Source organism: Streptomyces subrutilus, from assembly GCF_008704535.1.
Classification (GTDB): Bacteria; Actinomycetota; Actinomycetes; order Streptomycetales; family Streptomycetaceae; genus Streptomyces; species Streptomyces subrutilus.
Genome location: NZ_CP023701.1, coordinates 1,965,395 through 1,986,811, shown reverse-complemented (window position 1 = coordinate 1,986,811; position 21,417 = coordinate 1,965,395). Strand labels below are relative to the sequence as shown.

Sequence of the window (21,417 nt, the reverse complement as noted above, 5' to 3'; positions counted from 1 at the left end):
GTTGTCAGTGCAATTTCACATTACTATGTTACAGCTCACAGCGCGCCGCTCATCCCCGACACCCCTGCGGCGCGCGGCACTTGACGCGACATCCGCACACACACCTTCCCCCACCTCCCCTCCCACAGGAGTCATTGGTGTTCCAGCACCGAGCCGTGCGTACCTCCCTCCTCTCCGCCGCCGTGGCGGTCACCCTCCTCGCCACCGCCGGCCAGGCCGTGACCCGGGCCGCGGACCGGGGGACCCCCGCCGCCGCGACGGGCGCCCCGGCGCCCGGCACCTTCACCGCCGGGGCGCCGGCGGCCAACCCCTTCGACGAGGTCGACCGCCTCGCCGACGCCCGGGACGCCGCCCCGGCGCCCGCCCCGGCCCCCGGCGGAGCCGCCCGCACGGACCCGGCCCCCGGCGGTGCGGCCGCCGGCCGCGTCCCCGGGGCCGCCACGGCCGCGGCCGTGGACGCCCGGGCCGAGAAGCGCGCCGACGCCGCGCCCCGGGCCGCGACCACCGTGCGCGGCCGGGCCGCCGCCGTCCCCTGCACCCTCGACGGGATCACGACCCTCACCCCGGAGCAGCTCGCCGACTTCCTCGGCGACCCGGCCGTCCTCGCCGACGGCTGTCTGCGCGGGCTCATCTGGACCTGGGACGCCCGGCTGGCCCCCGTCATGTCCGACGCCCACGTCCAGGCCGTCTCGCGCCGGATCTCCAGCCTGTCCGCGGCCCACGACGGCCGTAACTCCTCGCATCTGGAGGAGATGTTCACGTACCTGCACGCCGTCGCCTACCACGACTACTCCCGCTCCGAGATCGACATCACCGACGCCCCGACCGTCGACGCCATGCGCCGGGCGATAGCCGACTTCGGCAACGCCGCCCGCACCTTCGACGTCACCGCGACCAACGCCGACACCCTGCGCGAGGCCCTCAACGCGGGCAGCGCGCCCGGCCTGCGCCAGCACCAACTCGGCCTGATCAAGAAGGTCCTGGCCACCATGGACCCCGCTCATCCGGCCACCCACCTCGACAGCGGCTGGGCGGGCGCCGCCCTGGCCGCCCTGTCCGTCAACTACCTCGGCGTCTACTCGGGCAACCAGGACGCGGCCTTCCGCGCGGCCGTCTCCGCCGACCCCGCCTACCGCGCCGTCTTCAAGGCCTTCGCCGGCTACACCCACCTCAAGGGCACCGGCAACGCGTGGGTGGTGCGCGACGCGCTCGGGGAATACGGCCGCTTCGGCGAGATACCCGCGCTCACGCCGCAGATCACCACCGACCTCGGCGCCCTGCTGGAGCCGGTGCGCACCGCCTTCGGCAACGGCAGCCAGCCATGGGCCAAGATCGTCTCCTGGCTCAACTACTTCGGGGCCTGCAAGCCGTACGGGGTGTGCAAGGAGGACATCGAGAAGCAGCTGTTCCCCTACACCTACCTGTACGACAACGGCGCCATCAAGGTCCGCACCGCACTCGACCGGGCCGTCGTCGACCAGCTCTACTACGCGAGCAAGCAGGTGAAGGCGCAGTACCACCGCGTCCTGGGCACCGACCGGCCGCTGGCCGGGGACACCAACACCACGCTCACCATCGTGCTGTACGCCTCCCGCGCCGACTACGAGAACTACCACCCGATCCTGACCGGCTACGACACCAACAACGGCGGCATCTACATCGAGAACGGCGCCACCTTCTACACCTACCAGCGGCGCGTCCCGCAGGACTCCTCCCTCACCCTCGAAGAGCTCTTCCGCCACGAGTACACGCACTACCTCAACGGCCGCTACGCCGTCCCCGGCTCCTTCGGCGAAGGCCCCTGGTACGAGGGCGACCGCACGACGGCCATGGACGAGGGCACGGCCGAGTTCTTCGACGGCGCCACCCGCGACAACGGCATCGCCGTGCGCAAGTCCCTGGTCAAGAGCGTCATCGCCGACACGGCCGGCGGCGGGCCGCGGATGACCGTACAGCAGCTGCTGAACGCCACCTACGACGGCGACGGCTTCCGCTTCTACAGCTACGCGGGGACGTTCTTCGAGTTCCTGTGGACCGAGAAGCCCGGCCTGCTGCGCGAGATGTACACGCACCTGCGCGGCAACGACGTGGCCGCGTACGACGCCTGGCGCAGCCGGACGGGGGCGGACGCCTCCCTCCAGCGGGACTACGACCGCTTCCTGACCGCGCAGATCGCCAAGGTCGACCAGCTGTACGTCCCGAACACCACGTTCACGCCGAACGCGCAGCTGCGCGACGCCGCGCTGGCCTCCGTGAAGTCCTCGTTCGCCACGGCCACCTACAACACGCCGGACTGCGTGGAGAACGGCGACGCGGGCAAGCGCCGCTTCACCTGCACGGGGCGGATCACGGCCAACCTGACGAACTGGCGCAGCGACGACCAGAACTTCAAGGACATGTCCGAGACGGTCGACTACTTCATCCTCGACCGGGCGGGCGCGGCCTCCAACAACCTCGCCGACATGAACTGCTCCTTCGGTCCGCTGGAGATCTGGAGCAACAAGACCGCCGCCACCGCCGGTTACAGCTGTGAGGGCCCGCTGCGCGGCTGATCCGGTGCGGTCCGGGCGGTCCGCGCGAGGCGGGCCGCCCGGACCGCGAGGAGCGGTGCGGACGGTATGGGCAGCTACTGAAGAATGTGACATATTACTGCCGTGCTCAAGAGACATTCCCCGGACGTCGTGATCATCGGCGCCGGCGTCGTCGGAGCGGCGTGCGCCTACTACGCGGCGCGCGCCGGCCTCTCCGTGGCCGTGGTCGACCGGGGCCCCGTCGCCGGCGGCACCACCGGCGCGGGCGAGGGCAACCTCCTCGTCTCCGACAAGGAGGCCGGCCCCGAACTCGACCTTGCACTGCTGTCCGCGTCCCTCTGGCGGCAACTGGCCGAACTGCTCCCCGCCTCCGTCGAGTACGAGGCCAAGGGCGGCCTGGTGGTGGCCCCCGACGCGGCCTCCCTCACCGCGCTGCGGGCCTTCGCGGGGGCCCAGCGCACGGCCGGTGTCGACGCCGTCGAGGCCGGTCCGGACGAACTGGCCGCGCTGGAGCCCCACCTGGCCCCCGGCCTCGCGGGCGGCTTCCGCTACCCGCAGGACGCCCAGGTCCAACCGGCCCAGGCCGCGGCCCGGCTGCTGGCCGCCTCGGGGGCCCGGGTGTACACGGGGGAGGAGGTGACGGCCGTCCTGCGCGACCGCGCGGGAGCCGTACGGGGCGTCCGCACGACCGGCCGCGAACTCGCCGCCCCCGCCGTGGTGAACGCGGCGGGCACCTGGGGCGGCGCCGTCGCCGCCCTCGCCGGGACCGCCCTGCCCGTGCTGCCGCGGCGCGGCTTCGTCCTGGTGACCGAACCGCTGCCCCGCGTCGTCCGGCACAAGGTCTACGCCGCCGACTACATCGCGGACGTGGCCAGCGGCTCCGCGGCCCTGCAGTCCTCGGCCGTGGTCGAGGGAACCCCCGCGGGCCCGGTCCTGATCGGCGCGACCCGCGAACGGGTCGGCTTCGACCGGTCCCCGTCCACCGAGGCCCTGCGCCGCCTGGCCGCCCAGGCGACCGCCCTCTTCCCGGTCCTCGCGCAGGTCCGGGCGATCCGCGCCTACCACGGCTTCCGCCCCTACCTGCCCGACCACCTCCCGGCGATCGGCCCCGACCCCCGCGTCCCCGGACTGCTGCACGCCTGCGGCCACGAGGGCGCGGGCATCGGCCTGGCCCCCGCCACGGGCGCGCTCATCGCCGCCGCCCTGACGGGCGCCGAACCCCCGCTGCCCCCCGGGCCGTTCCGCCCGGACCGCTTCTGACGGGCGCGCGCCCCGGAGCCCGCCGCCCCGAGGCGCGCGCCCGCCCCGGCCGTGCCACCACCCGCCGTGCCACCACCCCCCAAGGAGGAGGACCCCTCGATGCGCAGCCCCCGTTCCCTGGTCGGCGGCACTCCGGCCGCGGAGTTCACCATCGGCTTCGACGGCCGTGAGCTCCCCGCCCAGCCCGGCCAGTCCGTGGCCGCCGTGCTCTGGGCCGCGGGCATCCTCGCCTGGCGCACCACCCGCGGGGCCGCGGCCCCGCGCGGCGCGTTCTGCGGCATCGGGGCCTGCTTCGACTGCCTCGTCACCGTCAACGGCCACCCCAACCAGCGGGCCTGCCTCGTCCCCGCCCGCCCGGGGGACGCCGTCACCACCCAGGAGGGGACCGGCCGTGCCGACCTCGCCGTCTGACCCGGCACCGGACGCCCGGAGCCCGTCCCGACCCGCCGGCGCCCCCGGCGGACCGGAACCGGAGGCCGGGCCCTTCGACCTCGCCGTCGTCGGCGCCGGACCCGCCGGGCTGGCCGCGGCCGTGACCGCCGCCGGGCTCGGACTGCGGGTCGCGCTGCTCGACGCGGGGGAGCGGCCCGGCGGCCAGTACTACCGCCACCCCGCCCCCGGCCTCGGGGCCGCCCGGCCCGAGGCGCTGCACCACGGCTGGGCCGCGTTCGCCGCGCGCGAAGCCGCCCTGCGCGCCCACGCGGCGGCCGGCCGGATCGCCTGGCGGCCGGGGCACCACGTCTGGTCGGTGGTCCCGGACGGCGCCGGCTGGCTCCTGCACGCCCTCGCCGGGCACGGCCCCGAGGAGCGGCCCGCGGCCGTCCGGAGCCGGGCCGTCCTACTGGCCACCGGCGCCTACGAACGCCAACTCCCCTTCCCCGGCTGGACCCTGCCCGGCGTGGTCGGGGCGGGGGGCGCGCAGGCCATGCTCAAGTCCGGGCTCGTCCTGCCGGGCCGGCGCGTCGTCGTCGCGGGCAGCGGGCCGCTGCTGCTCGCGGTGGCCGGGTCCCTGGCCGCCGCCGGCGCGGCCGTCCCGGCCGTGGTGGAGGCGGCGTCGTACACCGGTTACGCCGACCGGACTCCGGCGCTGCTGCGCAACCCCGCCAAGCTCGCCGAAGGCGCCGCGTACGGCGGCGCCCTGCTGCGCCACGGCATCCGGCTCCTCACCCGGCACGCCGTCACCGAGGCCCACGGCGCCGACCGGGTCGAGGCCGTCACCGTGGCCCGCCTCGACCGGGACTGGCGGCCGCTGCCCGGCTCCGCCCGCCGCATCCCCTGCGACGCGCTCGCGGTGGGGCACGGGCTGGTGCCCCAGCTGGAGCTCGCGACCGGCCTCGGCTGCGCCACCCGCCGGGGCGCCGACGGCGCCGTCGCGCTGGACCTGGACGCGGGGCAGCGCACCTCCGTGCCCGGGGTGTGGGCCGCGGGCGAGAGCGCGGGCATCGGGGGCGTCGGCCCGGCCCTGGCCGAGGGCGAGATCGCCGCCCGTACGATCGCCGGGCGGCCCGTGCCCCCGGCCCTGCTCCGGCGCCGCGCGCGGCTGCGGGCCTTCGCCGACGCGATGGGCCGCGCCCACCGCCCGGGTGCGGGCTGGACCGGCTGGCTGCGCGAGGACACCCTCGTGTGCCGCTGCGAGGAGGTCCCGGCGGGCCTGGTCCGGGAGGCCGCCGAGGCGCTCGGCGCGCGGGACGCCCGTACGGCCAAACTCCTGACCCGGGCCGGCATGGGCTGGTGCCAGGGGCGGATGTGCGGGCCGGCCGTCGCCGCCCTCGCCGGGGAGGAACCGGCCCCCGACCGCCGCCCCCTGTCCTGCCCGGTCGCGCTGGGGGACCTCGCCGACCTGCCGCTGCCCCTGCCCGCCCCGCCGCCGGGCTACCCGGCCGGCGGCGGGCGCCCGGGAGCCGGCGGCTGATCCGGGGTGACGGACCCTTGTGGACACGTCGCGCCGCCCAATAAAATGTCACACATCACACTAGGGAGTCCCTTCATGACGCACGCGTCCCGCACCCGTCCCGACACCCGCACCCGCCCCTGGCACGGCATCATGGTCGCCACCGCCCTCCCGCTGCGTGCGGACCTCTCCGTCGACCACGACGCCTACGCCGACCACGTGGCCTGGCTCCTCGACAACGGCTGCGACGGCGTCGTCCCCAACGGCTCCCTCGGGGAGTACCAGACCCTGACCGACGCCGAACGCACGCGCGTCGTGCGCACCGCGGTCGAGGCCGCCGGCGACGGCGCCCGGGTCATGCCCGGCGTCTCCGCCTACGGCAGCGCCGAGGCCCGCCGCTGGGCCGAACAGGCGGCCGAGGCCGGCGCCGGTTCGGTGCTCCTGCTGCCGCCCAACGCCTTCCGCGCCGACGAGGACGCCGTACGCGCCCACTTCGCGGAGGTGGCCCGCGCGGGGCTGCCCGTGGTCGCGTACAACAACCCCGTCGACACCAAGGTCGACCTCGCACCGGCCCTCCTGGCCCGGCTGCACGCCGACGGATCGATCGTCGCCGTCAAGGAGTTCACCGGGGACGTCCGCCGCGCCTACGAGATCGCCGAGCTCGCCCCCGGCCTGGACCTGCTCGTCGGCGCCGACGACGTCCTGCTCGAACTCGCCCTGGCCGGGGCCGTCGGCTGGATCGCCGGCTACCCCAACGCCCTGCCGCGCGCCTGCGCCGCCCTCTACCGGGCCGCGGTCTCCGGCGACCTCGTCACCGCCCTCCCGCTCTACCGGTCGCTGCACCCCCTGCTCCGCTGGGACTCCAGGACCGAGTTCGTCCAGGCCATCAAGATGTCCATGGACCTGGCCGGCCGGCCCGGCGGCCCCACCCGGCCGCCGCGCTTCCCGCTCACCGGCGAGAGCGGCGCCGCCGTCCGCGCCGCCACCGAGAAGGTCCTCGCCGAGGGCCTCGTCTAGCTCCCCGGGGGAATCCCATGCGCACCCGTCACGTCTACCACGCGGTCGACTCGCACACCGAAGGCATGCCGACCCGGGTCGTCACCGGGGGCGTCGGGGTGATCCCCGGCGCCACCATGGCCGAGAAGCGGCTGCACTTCATCGACCACTGCGACCACGTCCGGACCCTGCTCATGTACGAACCGCGCGGCCACTCCGCGATGAGCGGAGCCCTCCTGCAGCCGCCCACCCGCCCGGACGCCGACTTCGGCGTGCTCTACATCGAGGTCTCGGGACTGCTGCCCATGTGCGGGCACGGCACCATCGGGGTCGCCACCGTCCTCGTCGAGACCGGCATGGTGCCCGTCGTCGAGCCGGTCACCACCGTCCGGCTCGACACCCCGGCCGGCCTGGTGAGCGTCGACGTCCGCGTCGAGGACGGCGCGGCCACCGCCGTCACCCTCACCAACGTCGCGTCCTTCTGCGTCGGCCTCGACCTGAAGGCCGACGTGCCCGGGTACGGCACGGTCACCTACGACCTCGCCTACGGGGGAAACTTCTACGCCTTCGTCGACCTGGACGCCCTCGGCCTCCCCTTCGACCGCGCCCGCAAGGGCGACCTGCTGGCCGCCGGACTCGCCGTCATGGACGCGGTCAACGCCTCCGCCGACCGCCCCGTCCACCCCGAGGACCCCTCCATCGCGGGCGTGAAGCACGTCTACCTCACCGCCCCCGGCTCGGACGCCCGGCGCTCCCGGCACGCCATGGCCATCCACCCCGGCTGGTTCGACCGCTCGCCCTGCGGGACGGGGACCAGCGCGCGGATGGCCCAGCTGCACGCGCGCGGACTGCTGCCCCTGGACACCGACTTCGTCAACGAGTCCTTCATCGGAACCGAGTTCACCGGCCGCCTGGTCGGCGAGACCACCGTCGGCGGCCGCCCGGCCGTCGTGCCCACCGTGACCGGACGCGCCTGGATCACCGGCACCGCCCAGTACTTCCTCGATCCGTCCGACCCCTTCCCCGGAGGCTTCCTGCTGTGACCGTCCCGCCGGCGCGCACCGGCGGGACGGACGGCCCCGCCTGGTTCGGCCCCGCGCGGACGGCCGGGCTGCTCGGCCCCGCCGCCGCGGTCGAGGCGCTGGCCGCGGCCCTGCGGGCGGGGCCGGACCCCGAGGACTGCCCGCCGCGCACCGCGGTGTCCGTCCCCGGGGGCGAACTGCTGCTGATGCCGGCCGCCCGCGGCCCGTACGCCGGGGTGAAGATCGCGGGGGTCGCGCCCGGCAACCCGGGGCGCGGGCTGCCCCGGATCACCGGCGGGTACCTGCTGCTCGACGGGCCGACCCTGCGGCCGCTCGCCCTGCTGGACGGCCCCGCGCTGACCGCCCTGCGCACCCCGGCCGTCTCCGCCCTCGCCGTGCGCCACCTGACGCCCGCCGGGCGGCCGTTGCGGCTGGTGCTCTTCGGGTCGGGGCCCCAGGCGTACGGGCACCTCGACGCCCTCCTCGCCGTACGGCCCCTCGCCCGGGCGGTGGTCGTCGCCCGCGACCAGACGGGCGCGGGCGAACTGGCGGCGTACGCACGGGGTCTGGGCGTACCGGCCCGGACCGGCGGGCCCGGGGACGTGGCCGGGGCGGACCTGGTGGTCTGCTGCACCTCCGCGCGCGAGCCGCTCTTCGACGGCGGCCTGGTCCGCGCGGACGCCACCGTCGTCGCGGTGGGTTCGCACGAGCCGACGGCCCGGGAGACCGACACCGGCCTCGTCCGCCGCTCGGCCGTGTACGTCGAATCGCGGGCGGCGGCCCTGGCGGAGGCGGGGGACCTGCTGATCCCGCTGGCGCAGGGGGCTATCGGCCCCGGGCACATCGCGGGGACGCTGGCCGACCTGGTCGCGGGGCGGGCGCCGGCGGACGGTGCGCGGAGTTGTCCACAGCTCTTCAAGAGCGTCGGCACGGCCTGGGAGGATCTTGCCGTGGCGGTCGCGGTGTTCCGGGCCGCCGGGACCAGTAGCGCAACGTGACATTGTACGCTGTGCCTGCTGGTCGCAGTGTCGGGGGTCTCGGAGGAAATGCAATGGGTGACCTGAAGCAGCACAGTCTCATCAAGGCCCAGGAACGGCTCCGGGACCAGGTCGGCCACGCCCTGCGAGCAGCCCTGATAGCGGGAGAGCTGCGCCCCGGGAGCGTCTACTCCGCCCCGGGCCTCGCGTCCGAACTCGGCGTCTCGGCCACGCCGGTGCGCGAGGCCATGCTCGACCTGGCCCGCGAGGGCCTGGTCGAACCGGTGCGCAACAAGGGCTTCAGGATCACCGAGGTCAGCGAACGCGACCTGGACCAGTACACCGAACTGCGCACGATGATCGAGGTCCCGACCATCGGCCGGATCACGGAGATCGCCACCGCCGAACAGCTGGAGGCGCTGCGCCCCGTCGCCGAGGAGATCGTCACCAGCGCGCGCGAGCACAACCTCATCGGCTACCTGGAGGCGGACCGCCGCTTCCACCTCGGGCTGCTGGCCCTCGCGGGCAACGACCGCCTGGTCGAGACCGTCGGCGACCTGCGCAAGCGCTCCCGGCTGTACGGCCTGACCGGCCTGGACGAGGCGGGCAAGCTGGTCTCCTCCGCCGAGGAGCACATCGAACTGCTCGACCTGATGCTGAGCGGGGACGCACGGGCGGCCGAGGCGTGCATGACCCGCCACCTCGGCCACGTCCGCTCGCTCTGGGCCCAGGGCCGCGACGAGCCGGTGGGCCGCACCCCGGGCGTGCTCGGCGCCTCCGGCGTCCGGACGTAAGGCCCGGTCGGGCCGGGGCCCGGTCCGGTCGGGCCCGGTCCGGTCGGGACCCGGGCCCCGGCCGAGACCTCAGCCCTCGGCGGCCGGCGGCACGATCCGGATGCCGAAGCCGTACGTGCCCAGGGCCCCGGCCACGCCCAGGAAGAGCAGGCTGTAGTGCTCCTGCCCGCGGGCGGTGGCGATGCCGCCGAGGTCGAGCAGGGACTCCTCCGGCCAGCCCAGGTCGCGCAGGAGCGCGCCCACCGTGCGCTTGGCCACGGCGTCCTCACCGGACAGGAAGAGCGTGCTCGGGCCCGTCAGCGCGTGGGGCGCGCACATCAGCCCCGCGTCGACGGTGCACAGCGTCTTGACCACCGCCGTCCCCGGGAACGCCCGTTGGAGCTCCTCCCCGAGGCTCTCCACCGGATGGGACAGGGCGCCGTCCTCCCGGAAGCCGACCGCCACGTCGAGCAGCACCTTCCCCGTCAGGGCCCGCGCCCCGACCGCGCCGAGCAGCGCCACCGACTCCGTGCCCGGCGTCGCGTTCACCACGACCTCCGCGCCGGTGGCGGCGGACGCCGGGTCCAGCACCGGCACCCGCGCGCCCACCGCCTCCGCCAGTTCCTCCCGCAGCGCCTCGTCGTCCGGCCGGCGGGAGCCGAAGACGAGGTCGTGGCCCGCCCGGGACCATCCGGCGGCCAGTGCGCGGCCCACGTTGCCCGTTCCGATCATCGCGATCCTCATGCCGCGACGCTAGGGGGCCGCGGGCCGCCCCCGCGTCGGCCCGACGGCGGTGCCCCGCTCGCCCTTTGGTCCTACGCCGCCCGGCCGGGCCCCGGGCCCACGGGGCTCAGGCCAGCACCTCGCGGAAGAAGTCCAGCTCCAGCGCCATCACCTTCTCGCGCGTGTCTCCGGCGCACATGTGGGTGACCCCCGGCAGGGCCAGCAGCCGGTGCGGGCGGCCCGCGTCCGTCAGGGCGCGGGACAGGCGCAGGGTGTGGGAGGGGTGCACGTTGTCGTCGGCCAGCCCCGTGGTCAGCAGCAGCGGGCGCGTCAGCCCCGGGGCGTCCGCGAGGAGCGAGTCCCGGTCGTAGACGCCGGGACCGTCCTGGGGGAGCCCGAGGTACCGCTCCGTGTACGCCGTGTCGTAGCCCCGGAAGTCGGTCGGCGCGGCCCCGGCCGACGCGGCGTGGAAGACGTCCGGGCGGCGCAGCACCGCCAGGGCCGACAGGTAGCCGCCGTAGGACCAGCCGCGCACCCCCACCCGCCCGAGGTCGAGGTCGGGGTGGCGGGCCCCCAGCGCCCGGAGCGCGGCGACCTGGTCCTCCAGCGTCACCCCGGAGAAGCCGCGGTACACGGCGTGGGTGAAGGCGGGCGAGACGTACGGGGTCCCGCGGTTGTCGACGGTCACCACCGCGAAGCCCTGGTCCGCCCACCACTGCTTGGCCTGCCAGCGCCGCGGCTCGGCGCTGACGTCCTGGTAGCCGGGGCCGCCGTACACGTCGACCAGCACCGGCAGCCGCCGCCCCGGTACGTGGCCGCGGGGCAGGACCAGCGCGGTGGGGACCCCGTGCTCGGTGACCCGTTCCAGCACCGGGACGACCCGGTGGGGCAGCGGCGCGGACAGGTCGCCGGGGGTGAACTCCCGCCCGTCCGCGGTGCGTACGGTACGGCGGAACCCGTCGGCGTCGGCCGAGGTCAGCAGCAGCGCCCCGGCCGAGGCGAGCACCGTGTGCACCCCGGGCCCGTCGGCGAGCGGCGTCGGGTGCCCGGTCACCGGGTCCAGCAGCAGCACCTGCTGCTCGGCGGGGTCGCGCCGCCCGGCCTCGACGAGCAGGTGCCCCGCGTGGACGCCGGCCACCCGCCGGACCTGGAGGCCGTCGCCGGTGAGCGGCGCGCCGTCGACCGCGAGTCCGCGGGCCGCCCCGCCGCGGGTGTCGGCGGCGGTCAGCGTCCGGCCGTCCGGCAGCCGGGCGGGGGTTCCGTCCAGCGGGTCCACCCACCGGGGGTGCGTGGTGCGGGAGAGTTCGCGGGTGCGGCCGGTGGCCGGGTCGGCGGAGAGCAGCAGGACGCTGCGCTGGAGCCGGTCGCGGACGGTCAGCAGGATCTCCCCGGCCGACTCCCAGTCGGCGTCGGAGAGGTAGGGGTGGGTCCCGGCGTCCCAGTCGAGCCGCACCGGGTCCGCCGCGGCACCCGGTCGCAGCACCCACAGCTGGACGTCGGCGTTGGGGCCGCCCGCCTCGGGGTAGGCGAAGTCCTCGGGCGGCAGCCCGGGCTCGGCGGGGTCGGCGAAGTAGCGGCGGGGCAGGGCGTCCTCGTCGACGCGCGCGACGAGCAGGGCCGCGCCGTCCGGGGACCACCAGTGCCCGCGCGAGCGGCCGAGCTCCTCGGCGGCGGCGAACTCGGCCACACCCCAGCGGGCCCCGTCGGCGGGGCTGATCCGGCCGCCGGGGGAGAGGTGGAGGGCGTCGTCGGTGACGTAGGCGGTGGTGGAGCCGTCGGCGTCGGGGCGGGGGTCGAAGACGGGGCCGGCGGTGGCGATCTCGACGGGGCGCGGGGCCGGCGCCCCGGCCGCGGCGTGCCCGTCGGCGGGTCCGGCCGGCGTCGCGCCGGGGTGGGACACCCGGTAGAGCCGGCCGTAGAGCGCGAAGACCGCGTGCCGGCCGTCGCCGGAGAGCGCGTACGAGCCGATCCCGGCGGCCGTGAGCCGGATCCGCTCGCGCAGCCGCCGTTCGAGGACGGGCAGGGGGCCGGGCTCGGGACACAGGTCGCGCGGATCCGCGAGCCGGGTCTCGGTGCCGGTGGCCGTGTCGAGGACCCAGAGGCTCTCGAAGGCGTCGGTGGGACCGGTCGAGCGGAGGAACCAGAGCAGCCTGCCGCCGTCCCCGAAGGCGAAGGCGCGCGGGGCTCCGCGGGTGAACCGGGCCGTGTCCGCGGAGAGCCTGAGGAAGTCGTCCATAGGCGTAGTGTGACATGTGAAATATCACCACTACTAGGCTGTTCGAGTGGTGACCGGCGAAGCGCGGGCTTAGCGTCGGACAGGTGGACCCGAACGCACAGCCGATCAGCAACGGGACCGACGGCAAGGTCCGAGGGAGCGGCAACGGCCTCGCCCTGGCCATCATCGCCTGCTGCCAGCTCATGGTCGTTCTCGACGTCACCATCGTGAACATCGCGCTGCCGCACATCCAGACCGCCCTCGGATTCTCCACCGAGAGCCTGGCCTGGGTCGTCAACGCCTACACCCTCACCTTCGGCGGACTCCTCCTGCTCGGCGGCCGCACCGGCGACATCCTGGGCCGGCGGCGCGTCTTCATCTTCGGCGTCCTGCTCTTCGGCCTCGCCTCGCTGCTCGGCGGATGCGCCCAGAACGAGGGCCAGTTGCTCGCCGCCCGCGCCCTCCAGGGCATCGGCGGCGCCATCGCCTCGCCCACCGCCCTCGCCCTCATCACCACCACCTTCCGCGAAGGCCCCCAGCGCAACCGGGCCTTCGGCGTGTTCGCCGCCGTGTCGGCCGGCGGCGGCGCGATCGGCCTGCTCGCGGGCGGCATCCTCGTCGAATGGCTCAACTGGCGCTGGGTGCTCTTCGTCAACGTCCCCATCGCCCTCGCGATCGCCGTCCTGGGCAGGAGGGTGCTGCGGGAGTCCGAACGCCACCCCGGACACTTCGACTTCGCGGGCGCCCTGCTCTCCACCCTGGGCATGGTCTCCCTCGTCTACGGCTTCATCCGCGCCTCCCAGGAGGGCTGGACGGACGGGCTGACCCTCGGGTCCTTCGCCGCGGCCGTGGTCCTGCTGTCGCTGTTCGTCGTCAACGAGCGCCGCTCGCCGCAGCCGATCACCCCGCTGCACATGTTCGCCGACCGCAACCGGGCCGGCACCTACGGGATCATGCTCTTCCTCGCGTGCGCCATGTTCGGCATGTTCTTCTTCCTGACCCTCTTCGTGCAGAACGTCCTCGGCTTCAGCCCGCTCCGGGCCGGCCTCGCCTTCCTGCCGATCAGCGTCGTCATCGCCGCCGGCGCCGGGATCACCTCCCAGCTCCTGCCGAAGTTCGGGCCCAAGCCCTTCATGGTCACCGGCGCGCTGTGCGCGGCGTCGGGGCTCGCCTGGCTGACGCAGACCGACGTCCATTCCACCTACCTGGGCAGCATCCTGGGCCCCATGCTCCTGTTCGGCGCCGGCATGGGCATGCAGTTCGTCTCGCTGACGCTGACGGCCCTGTCCAACGTCCGCGACCGGGAGTCGGGCGCCGCCTCCGGACTGCTGAACACCATGCAGCAGGTGGGCGGTTCGCTGGGCCTGTCCATCCTGGTGACGGTCTTCGGCACGGCCAGCCGCAACGAGGCCAAGGAGCAGGTGCCCGCCTTCCTCGGCGTGGCGAACCCGGAGCAGAAGGCCCTCTTCCTGCGCACCGGCCAGCTCCCCGACCCCTGGGGCGACCTGGTGCTCACCTCCGGCGTGAGCTCGGCCTTCGTGGTCGCGACGGCCTTCACCCTGGTCGCGGCGCTGATCGCGCTGTTCGTCATCCAGGTCCGCCCCTCCGACCTCGCCCGCCTCCAGGGCGCCCACGCGCCGACGGCCGTGTAGGCGCACCCCGGCCGACGCCTCAGGGGTGCGCCGGCGCCTACGCGTCCAGGGGACGGACGCGGCAGCGGGCCGGGCCCGCCGCCCGCAGCGTGATCCCGGCACTGACCGGCACCGCGGTGTCCACGGCCTCGAAGGCGTACGACCGCAGGGCCATCGCCAGCGCGAGCACCGACTCCAGCATCGAGAAGTGCTGCCCGATGCAGGCGCGCGGGCCCCCGCCGAACGGGAACCAGGCGTAGCGCGGCCGCGCGGCCTCCGCCTCCGGCGCGAACCGCTCGGGATCGAAGCGCTCCGGGTCCGGCCAGTACCGCGGGTCCCGGTGCGTCACCCACGGCGCGACGATCACGTCGGCGCCCGCCGGGACGGTCCGCCCGCCGACCACGGCGGCGGCGACGGCCTTGCGCCCGATGACCGGGGCGGCCGGGTAGAGCCGCATCGCCTCCTTCAACACCCGGGTGACGTACGGGAGCCGGTCCAGGTCGGCGGCCTGCGGCGTGCGGTCGCCCAGCACCCGGCGGACCTCCTCGCGGGCCCGGTCCTGCTGCTCGGGATGGCGGGCCAGCAGATGCAGGGCGAACGCCAGGGAGGTGGCGGTGGTCTCGTGCCCGGCGAGCAGGAAGACCAGCACCTGGTCGCGCAGCTCGCCGGCGTCGAACGCCCCGCCCGCGCCGTCGGCGCCCGCGTCACCGGCGCCGTCGGCGGCCGCACCCGCACCCGCACCCGCACCCGAGAGCAGCGTCAGCAGGTCCTCGCCGGCGGCGGACGACGGGCCCGCAGCGCTGCGCCGCTCGGCGATGATCCGGTCGCAGACCCCGTAGAGCTCGTCCAGGGCGGCGGCGGCCCGCCGGTTGGCCGCGGTCGGCCAGTGCCGCGGGAGGTTGGCGGGGGAGTAGCCGCGCCGCAGCACGTACTCGGTGATGACCGGAAAGCACCGGTCGACGACCTCGACGGTGGCCTCCACGTCGGTGCCGAACAGGATGCGCGAGACCGCCCGCAGGGAGAGGTGGGTCATCGCGCGGGCGACGTCCACCACCCCGCCCGGTGCCTCGCGCCAGCCCGCGAGGGTGGCCGCGGTCTCGGTGGCGACGGCGCCGGCGTACCCGTCCACCCGGCGGCGGGTGAAGAGGGGCTGCACCAGGCGGCGCTGGCGCACGTAGTCCTCGTCCTGACTGGTCAGCAGACCGTTGCCGAAGGAGTCGCGGATCTCCTGGTAGAAGCGGTTGTCCTTGCGGAAGTTGGCCGACTCCGAGGCCAGCACCTGCTGCGCGCCCTCGGCGGAGAACACGCAGTACAGCTCGGAGCGCAGCCCGGGCGGCCCGGCCGCGATCCGCACGACGTCGCCGTGCAGCTCCCGGGCGCGCAGGAAGGTGCCCAGGGAGTCCGCCTTCAGGTCGAAGAGCGACCCGAGTACGGGCACCCCCGCCAACTCCGGCACCGCACCGACCGGTTCCGCCGCCGTCCCCGCCGCCATGGCCGCCCCCTCGTCCCGTGTGCCCGCCGACGCCCGATTGTGCAGGGCGCGCACCGGCGGCCGCGAGCACCGCACCCCCATCCGTCCGGAAACCGCCGGGCACCACCGCGACACCCCTCGACACACGCGCCCCTCCGACCGGCCTCCGGGGCCGCCGACATGCGCGAGCTCGTCCCCCGTCACGCTCGGTCTGGTCAGATGTCGCGGAACTCATGGACAAAGCTTCTGACCTGCGTAAATGACACCTCTCGAAGATCATCTTGCACGGTTGTTGCACAAGCCGAACAGGGCAGGAGTCACGCGGCCCTGGTGTAGGCGCTCCGGACCGCGATGCGGACCTTGGAACCGGCTCCCACGACCGGGTGCACGTATTTACGCAGGGTAAACGCGGGATCGGCATGTCCGAGGCGGTCCGCGAGCGTGTACACGTCTACCCCGCCGTTGATCATCATCGACGCGTACAGGTGTCGGAGCGCGTGCATCATCACGTCGCGGGACTTCTCCCAGCGTCGTCCCTTCGCGTCGGGCTCAAGGGGCTTGATGAGGCCGGCCGACGCCAGGGCGGGCTTCCAGCGGTAGGAGTTGAACCAATTCGACTGAATGGCGGTCTTCTCCCGGGTGTAGAAGATCAGCCGCACCGTGACCGGGTCGCCGCCTTTGCTGCCCCAGGGTCGGGTCACCTCGACCGGCGGGTCCCGGACGCCGGTTTCAGGTCACGCGCGGCAGCCAGCCGCGCTCGTAATATCAGGCAGTGCACAGGGGCCTCCTCACGGCGCTCGCGGGCAGATGGGCAACATGCCTCCGACGCTGCTCGATTGGACGAGGCGGCACGGATAAGCACAGCTCAACGGGGGTGGAACAGCGCTCCTCTCCGGTGGCACGGCGAGACAGTAGACCGGGATTCCGGCCGCACCAAACGACTGCCGTCCCGGAGTCCAAAGCGGGTAGCCGCCTCGTTGGGTGCGGCCGGAATTCGCCGTTAACCTCCGCTGCAACCTCGCACCGGATGCACGCCGTTGAGCGCTGTCCGGAGCAGGTCCAGACTCCGCCGCGCCCGAAAAGAGGCCCCCCCATGAGCTACACGCTGCACCGAGGCGACGCCCTGACCGTCCTGAAGTCCCTCCCGGACGAGAGCGTCCAAGCGGTGATCACCGATCCGCCGTACAACTCCGGAGGCCGCACCAGCTCGGACCGAACCGGCCGTACCGCACGTGCCAAGTACGTCACGAGTAACTCAGCGCACGACCTCGCCAACTTCCCGGGCGAGAACCGCGACCAGCGCTCCTACCGCTCCTGGCTCACCGAACTCCTCACCGAGGCGTACCGGGCCTCGACCGAGCACGCGGTCGCGATGGTCTTCACCGACTGGCGACAGGAGCCGACCACCTCCGACGCCCTCCAGATGGCGGGATGGACCTGGAGCGGCACGATTCCGTGGATCAAGCCCTCCAGCCGGCCCCGCAAGGGCGGGCCGAAGCAGGACTCGGAGTTCATCATCTGGGGCGTCAAGGGCTCCCTCGACAACACCCGTGACCTCTACCTGCCGGGGCACTACATCGCCTCCCAGCCCCGCAAGGGCCGGGTTCACATCACCCAGAAGCCGGTCGAGGTCATGCAGCAGCTCGTCCAGGTCTGCCCCGAGGGCGGCACCGTCCTCGACCCGTTCACCGGCAGCGGCTCCACCGGGGTCGCGGCCCTGCGTGAGGGACGTCGGTTCGTGGGCGTCGAGCTGTCCGCGCACTACGCCGACGTCGCCGAGGAGCGGCTGCGGGCCGAACTGACGAAGGCCGACTTCGAGCTGGCCGGACCGGAGGCATGAGCGTGAGAGCGGAGAGGCCGGGGCCGGCGGCCCACAGACGCCAGAGGGGCGGCTGGACATCGACTAACCGATGCACCAGCCGCCCCTCCTGTACGTCAGGCCGCCTCGAACGCCCGCCGGATCAGCGGCGCCGCCTTCTCCAAGTCGGCTGCCGAGACGATACGGACCTCCAGTTCGCCGGTCCCGAGGTGTCCGATACCGCGCATGTCCCGGGTGAAGCCCTCCTCCAACTCGACCGTGTCCGGGTCGAGTCTGAGGTACACCAGGATCGCCTCGTGCTTCGGACGGAAGATCACCGACGCCACGTTCACCAACCGCCGGTAGGCGATGTAGTGCCGCAGGGACGCCACCTCCACCTCGCCCCATGCCGTGAGCGCCTCGTCCAGTTCCGCGTACAGGTCCCGCAGGCACTCCGGCACCGCTCCTCCACCCGCAGGCGGAGACCGCCGAAGCCGTCGTCACGCTATCCGCCACGGGCGCCCGCTCCCGACCCCGGTGAGACGAGGCAGCGCTCGGGAAGCCGGTCGCGGAGTCCACGAGCAGCAGCCCCAGCAAGCCACCGTCGAAGATCCGGTAGCGCACCAGGTCGATCCGCTCGGGCAACCTCTGCACCGCCACCCGGTCGTGGTGTGAGAAGCCCACCGCGATGCAGATCATCCGCGGACGACGCCAGTCGACGGACTCGGCGGCCTCCGTCCCCAGCACCTTCCGCACGAGCGCCTCGAACTCGTGGTGCGCCGACTCCAGCCAGGACAGGTAGGAGACCGCCTGGGACATCACTCCGCTGTCCGAGCCCTTCTTGAACTCGATCACCACCGGGCTGCCGTTCTCGTCCAACCCAAGGGTGTCGATCCGCCCTCGGTGCCACGGACCGGTTGGATACTCCGACGCCAGGAACCGGACGCCCAACATCTACTCCAGACCAGCCTCGACCCGTCGCTGCAGCTCCGCCTCCAGCGCCACCGTCGAGCTGGGCAGCTCGACATCCCGACCGTCCGCGTCCCGTCGGAACATCATCAGCTCGGCCACCCCAGCGCCCCCTCCCGTGATCGCTATAGAGTTGCAATCAAGAGGACGCTGCGGGCATTCCGCGTCGGGTAGGGGGAAGGGCAGGCAGCTCGACCATGGGATTGGCCGAGTGCAGGACGCCGACATCGCCTCGGGGCGAGAGCCGAGCCCGCGGGAGAGGCGATGACATGAATCTCGACTGGCGAGAGCTCTGATGGTCTTGTCAGTGTTTGTCCGTATGGTTGACCCTCTCCGGTGTTACTGGGGGGTTGCTTTCCCATACAGGGATGGGCGCCGCGTAATATTCTCGGGGCGCCTGTAGCGTCCTAATCGATCCAGTCATCCGAGGTGGACGTCGGATTCTTGATCTTGCCAGAGGTTGTGTGATCTCCTGGTGCTCGTTCTTCTCGTCCGATGGAGGTTGGCGCAGTGCGCAGGCAGCACTATGGGGTGCCTCTGGAGCGGAGCGACTGTCTGGAGCTCAGGCGCCACAGGAACAGTTGCAAGCCCGAGAACTTCGGCAAGTGGCTCGGTGGCTTCGGTGCTGACAAGCGTCTGGCCGTCGACCTCTTCTCTGGAGCGGGTGGACTGAGCCTCGGGCTAGAGCGAGCCGGGTGGACGGTCGCGGCTGCGGTCGACTTCGACGAGCGGGCGCTCCAGACGCACGCTGCGAACTTCCCGGGTATGAGTCTCCACATGGATCTGGGTAATCCTGACGAGCGTGACAGGCTCGTCGAGATACTGGAGCCCGCCAAGATCGACCTGGTGGCCGGAGGCCCGCCATGCCAGCCGTTCAGCAGGGCTGGCCGGAGCAAGATCCGCAGTCTCGTGGAGCATCACGGCCGCGATCCCCATGATCGCCGCAAGGAGCTGTGGAGCGCCTACCTCGACGTCGTGAAACGCCTCCGGCCACGTGCGGTCCTCATGGAGAACGTGCCGGACATGGGTCTCGGCGACGACTTCTTCGTGGTACGCACCATCGAGGAGCAGCTGGAGGACCTCGGATACGCGACGCAGATCCGTCTCGTCGATGCGTGGAAGTACGGCGTTCCGCAGCACAGGAAGCGACTGATCCTGCTCGCGAGGAACGACGTGGAGTGCTTCTCGTGGCGGAAGGAACTGGAGCACGATCAGCGGACCACGCTGCGTGACGCCATCGGTGACCTGCCGGTGCTGCCTGTCGTGCCCACCGAGCGTGTCGGGCAGCGCGAACTCCCGTACGAGGAACCGTCCGAGCTTTCCAAGTTCGCTCAGGACATGCGTAAGCGGGCGCGCAAGGACCGGGTGTGGGACCACATGACTCGACGGGTCCGAGCGGACGACGCCGAGATCTTCTCCAGCATGGACTCCACCACCCTGTACTCGCAGATCTCGCCGGAACTGCAGCGTTACAAGGCCGACCACTTCACGGACAAGTACAAGAAGCTCGACTGGTCGGATCTCAGCAGGTCGATCACCGCCCACATCGCCAAGGACGGCTACTGGTACATCCACCCCGACCAGGAGCAGCCACGCACCCTCACCGTGCGGGAGTCGGCACGGGTGCAGACCTTCCCGGACAAGTTCCGCTTCGCGGGCACGCGCAGTGACGCCTTCCGTCAGATCGGTAACGCGGTGCCGCCTCTCCTGGGTGAGGCCGCGGCCGAGGCGCTGCTGCCGGTAGGTGACGGACAGTCGGCTGAGGGCGGACTCCGACCCCACTGGCGGACGGTGCGAGAGGACCTGACCGCTTGGGCCCGGGGACAACGTGACGCGGAGAACTGGTACCAGCTGCCGGGCAGGCACATGTCAGGCTTGCAAGCTGCCGTGGTGGCCATACTGTCCGGGACCAGGATGCAGCCCGCCCAATTGTCGGCGATGGTCGAGGTCGTACGGGGGCTGACGTCAATGAACACGGCCTCACTGGAGGCGCTCACCACGGCTGCGCCGACCGAGGCTGCCAAGGCCCGGGTCGCCCGGCTCTCGGTGATGGTCGGCGAGTCCAGCGCCTGGGAGGACGAGAAGAAGGTCCGCGAGTCCCTGATGCTGAAGCCGGCGGAGGCGACGGTCTACCGGCTGCTGATCGCGGAGGACCTTCTGTGGGTCGGGCAGGGTGCACTCCGCGTCGCCGCTCGTCTGCACGGCAGCGCTTCGGACCGTACGAACAGGCTCAGCGACGGTCGAGTGGACTTGGTGAAGCTCGTCGGGGCAGGCGAGGACGCGCCCCTGCGCATGGCAGCGCTCCGCCTCATCGGGACCAGTATCTGCAGGGCCAAGGAGCCTGTCTGTGACGCCTGTCCTCTCAGCCAGTACTGCGCTGACAGGGAAAGTCTCTCGAGCGATCACCTGTTCACGGAGGTGCCGAACGAGACGAACGATCGGGATACGGTGCCCGCCCAGTCGCGTCAGGCTGGTCGCACTGTTGGGAGACGCTGAGCGCAGCGCCCTCGACGTCCGTCCGGATCTCGCACTCCCAGACACGGACGACGGTCCACCCGGCAGCTTCGGCCGCAGCGGTGTTCCGACGGTCCCGTTCCTTGTTGGTCTTGATCTTCGCGGTCCACAGGGAGGCGTTCGGACCGCGGAACGTCTTCGGGCCGTGGACGGGGCACCCGTGCCAGTAGCATCCGTCGACGAACACCGCGACGCCGTGCCTGGGCAGGACGAAGTCCGCCGTGCAGCGGGCGGCCACCTTGCGCTGTAGCCGGAACCTGAGGCCGAGCCGGTGCACTGCCCGCCGCAGAGCGACTTCGGGTTTGGTGTCCCGGGAGCGCCGACCGCGCAGGTGGCCGCTCTGCTCGGTGCGGACCCATCCCTTGAGGGCAGCTTCCTCATCTGGTGCCATGGCTCGTCCCCAGGCCGATGTCGCTCCTATAAGGGTGAGAGTGCCACACTCGTCCCATGCTTCGTGAACCAGCAGAACTCCGTGTCGACGACCGCGGACGGATCGAGCTTCCCCTCGGCCTGCTCGCAGAGGCCGGCATCGCCCCTGGGTCGGGTCTTCTGGCCTTCAGCGACGGAGACGGACGGATCGTGCTCCGCCGCGCCGAGGACGCCATGAGGGATCTCCTCGAATGCGGGAAGCTCTGAAATCGACGAG

General features: G+C 73.1%; 17 protein-coding genes and 1 pseudogene. 12 read left to right on the top strand and 6 right to left on the bottom strand.

Annotated elements, in window-relative coordinates; all coding sequences use genetic code 11:
* Positions 1 to 137 precede the first annotated feature (137 nt).
* From CP968_RS08445 to CP968_RS08410, 8 genes are all read left to right on the top strand, one after another.
* Positions 138 to 2,552, top strand: coding sequence for a collagenase (locus CP968_RS08445; protein ID WP_150517407.1), 2,415 nt, complete (start codon positions 138 to 140; stop codon positions 2,550 to 2,552).
* A gap of 102 nt (positions 2,553 to 2,654) precedes the next feature.
* Positions 2,655 to 3,791 (top strand): NAD(P)/FAD-dependent oxidoreductase, encoded by a 1,137-nt coding sequence (locus CP968_RS08440; protein WP_150517406.1) that lies wholly within the window; start codon positions 2,655 to 2,657, stop codon positions 3,789 to 3,791.
* A gap of 99 nt (positions 3,792 to 3,890) precedes the next feature.
* Positions 3,891 to 4,202 carry a (2Fe-2S)-binding protein gene (locus CP968_RS08435; protein WP_150517405.1) on the top strand — a complete coding sequence of 104 codons (312 nt, stop codon included), beginning with the start codon at positions 3,891 to 3,893 and terminating at the stop codon, positions 4,200 to 4,202.
* A complete protein-coding gene (locus CP968_RS08430) occupies positions 4,183 to 5,703 on the top strand; it encodes an FAD/NAD(P)-dependent oxidoreductase (RefSeq protein ID WP_150517404.1) in 1,521 nt (506 codons plus the stop codon). Before CP968_RS08435 ends, CP968_RS08430 begins: the two co-directional genes overlap by 20 nt.
* A gap of 75 nt (positions 5,704 to 5,778) precedes the next feature.
* Positions 5,779 to 6,699: a dihydrodipicolinate synthase family protein gene (locus tag CP968_RS08425; protein ID WP_150517403.1), complete on the top strand. Its 921-nt coding sequence runs from the start codon at positions 5,779 to 5,781 to the stop codon at positions 6,697 to 6,699.
* Positions 6,700 to 6,716: 17 nt separating this feature from the next.
* Complete coding sequence (locus tag CP968_RS08420) at positions 6,717 to 7,721, top strand: proline racemase family protein (protein WP_150517402.1); 1,005 nt, start codon at positions 6,717 to 6,719, stop codon at positions 7,719 to 7,721.
* A gap of 68 nt (positions 7,722 to 7,789) precedes the next feature.
* Entirely contained in the window at positions 7,790 to 8,698 is a 909-nt protein-coding gene (locus tag CP968_RS08415; RefSeq protein WP_167536919.1) for an ornithine cyclodeaminase family protein, read from the top strand.
* Positions 8,699 to 8,751: 53 nt separating this feature from the next.
* On the top strand, positions 8,752 to 9,471 hold the full coding sequence (locus CP968_RS08410) for a GntR family transcriptional regulator (RefSeq protein ID WP_150517400.1): 720 nt from the start codon (positions 8,752 to 8,754) through the stop codon (positions 9,469 to 9,471).
* A gap of 69 nt (positions 9,472 to 9,540) precedes the next feature.
* Here CP968_RS08410 and CP968_RS08405 read toward each other — a convergent pair whose 3' ends face one another.
* Positions 9,541 to 10,194 carry an NADPH-dependent F420 reductase gene (locus tag CP968_RS08405; RefSeq protein ID WP_150517399.1) on the bottom strand — a complete coding sequence of 218 codons (654 nt, stop codon included), beginning with the start codon at positions 10,192 to 10,194 and terminating at the stop codon, positions 9,541 to 9,543.
* A gap of 106 nt (positions 10,195 to 10,300) precedes the next feature.
* The gene (locus CP968_RS08400; RefSeq protein WP_150517398.1) at positions 10,301 to 12,409 is read right to left on the bottom strand and encodes a prolyl oligopeptidase family serine peptidase; all 2,109 of its coding nucleotides are present in this window, start codon (positions 12,407 to 12,409) and stop codon (positions 10,301 to 10,303) included.
* An 83-nt stretch (positions 12,410 to 12,492) separates the two neighbouring features.
* On the opposite strand from CP968_RS08400, the gene CP968_RS08395 reads away from it, so the two are divergent.
* Positions 12,493 to 14,040, top strand: coding sequence for an MFS transporter (locus CP968_RS08395; RefSeq protein WP_150517397.1), 1,548 nt, complete (start codon positions 12,493 to 12,495; stop codon positions 14,038 to 14,040).
* A gap of 37 nt (positions 14,041 to 14,077) precedes the next feature.
* On the opposite strand, the gene CP968_RS08390 is transcribed toward CP968_RS08395, so the two are convergent.
* Both CP968_RS08390 and CP968_RS08385 read right to left on the bottom strand, forming a co-directional pair.
* Positions 14,078 to 15,511 carry a cytochrome P450 gene (locus CP968_RS08390; protein WP_150517396.1) on the bottom strand — a complete coding sequence of 478 codons (1,434 nt, stop codon included), beginning with the start codon at positions 15,509 to 15,511 and terminating at the stop codon, positions 14,078 to 14,080.
* Positions 15,512 to 15,807: 296 nt separating this feature from the next.
* Complete coding sequence (locus tag CP968_RS08385; protein WP_229886172.1) at positions 15,808 to 16,191, bottom strand: tyrosine-type recombinase/integrase; 384 nt, start codon at positions 16,189 to 16,191, stop codon at positions 15,808 to 15,810.
* Positions 16,192 to 16,583: 392 nt separating this feature from the next.
* On the opposite strand from CP968_RS08385, the gene CP968_RS08380 reads away from it, so the two are divergent.
* Positions 16,584 to 17,330, top strand: coding sequence for a DNA-methyltransferase (locus CP968_RS08380; RefSeq protein WP_150517395.1), 747 nt, complete (start codon positions 16,584 to 16,586; stop codon positions 17,328 to 17,330).
* Positions 17,331 to 17,425: 95 nt separating this feature from the next.
* Here the strand turns inward: CP968_RS08380 and CP968_RS35545 are convergent.
* A pseudogene (locus tag CP968_RS35545) lies at positions 17,426 to 18,242 on the bottom strand (DUF5655 domain-containing protein).
* 525 nt (positions 18,243 to 18,767) lie between these two features.
* Between CP968_RS35545 and CP968_RS08370 the strand changes: the two are divergent.
* A complete protein-coding gene (locus CP968_RS08370; RefSeq protein ID WP_150517394.1) occupies positions 18,768 to 20,753 on the top strand; it encodes a DNA cytosine methyltransferase in 1,986 nt (661 codons plus the stop codon).
* Here CP968_RS08370 and CP968_RS08365 read toward each other — a convergent pair.
* The gene (locus CP968_RS08365; protein ID WP_150517393.1) at positions 20,668 to 21,162 is read right to left on the bottom strand and encodes a very short patch repair endonuclease; all 495 of its coding nucleotides are present in this window, start codon (positions 21,160 to 21,162) and stop codon (positions 20,668 to 20,670) included. The genes CP968_RS08370 and CP968_RS08365 overlap by 86 nt on opposite strands.
* Positions 21,163 to 21,218: 56 nt before the next feature.
* Between CP968_RS08365 and CP968_RS08360 the strand changes: the two genes are divergently transcribed.
* On the top strand, positions 21,219 to 21,407 hold the full coding sequence (locus CP968_RS08360; protein ID WP_150517392.1) for an AbrB/MazE/SpoVT family DNA-binding domain-containing protein: 189 nt from the start codon (positions 21,219 to 21,221) through the stop codon (positions 21,405 to 21,407).
* The last annotated feature ends 10 nt before the right edge of the window (positions 21,408 to 21,417 follow it).

What these genes read in the sequence shown, in the direction of transcription:
- CP968_RS08435 (WP_150517405.1), top strand. Translation starts at nt 3,891, where the DNA reads ATGCGCAGCCCCCGTTCCCTGGTCGGCGGCACTCCGGCCGCGGAGTTC.
- CP968_RS08425 (WP_150517403.1), top strand. Translation starts at nt 5,779, where the DNA reads ATGACGCACGCGTCCCGCACCCGTCCCGACACCCGCACCCGCCCCTGG.
- CP968_RS08420 (WP_150517402.1), top strand. Translation starts at nt 6,717, where the DNA reads ATGCGCACCCGTCACGTCTACCACGCGGTCGACTCGCACACCGAAGGC.
- CP968_RS08410 (WP_150517400.1), top strand. Translation starts at nt 8,752, where the DNA reads ATGGGTGACCTGAAGCAGCACAGTCTCATCAAGGCCCAGGAACGGCTC.
- CP968_RS08405 (WP_150517399.1), bottom strand. Translation starts at nt 10,194, where the DNA reads ATGAGGATCGCGATGATCGGAACGGGCAACGTGGGCCGCGCACTGGCC.
- CP968_RS08400 (WP_150517398.1), bottom strand. Translation starts at nt 12,409, where the DNA reads ATGGACGACTTCCTCAGGCTCTCCGCGGACACGGCCCGGTTCACCCGC.
- CP968_RS08390 (WP_150517396.1), bottom strand. Translation starts at nt 15,511, where the DNA reads ATGGCGGCGGGGACGGCGGCGGAACCGGTCGGTGCGGTGCCGGAGTTG.
- CP968_RS08380 (WP_150517395.1), top strand. Translation starts at nt 16,584, where the DNA reads ATGAGCTACACGCTGCACCGAGGCGACGCCCTGACCGTCCTGAAGTCC.
- CP968_RS08365 (WP_150517393.1), bottom strand. Translation starts at nt 21,162, where the DNA reads ATGGCACCAGATGAGGAAGCTGCCCTCAAGGGATGGGTCCGCACCGAG.
- CP968_RS08360 (WP_150517392.1), top strand. Translation starts at nt 21,219, where the DNA reads ATGCTTCGTGAACCAGCAGAACTCCGTGTCGACGACCGCGGACGGATC.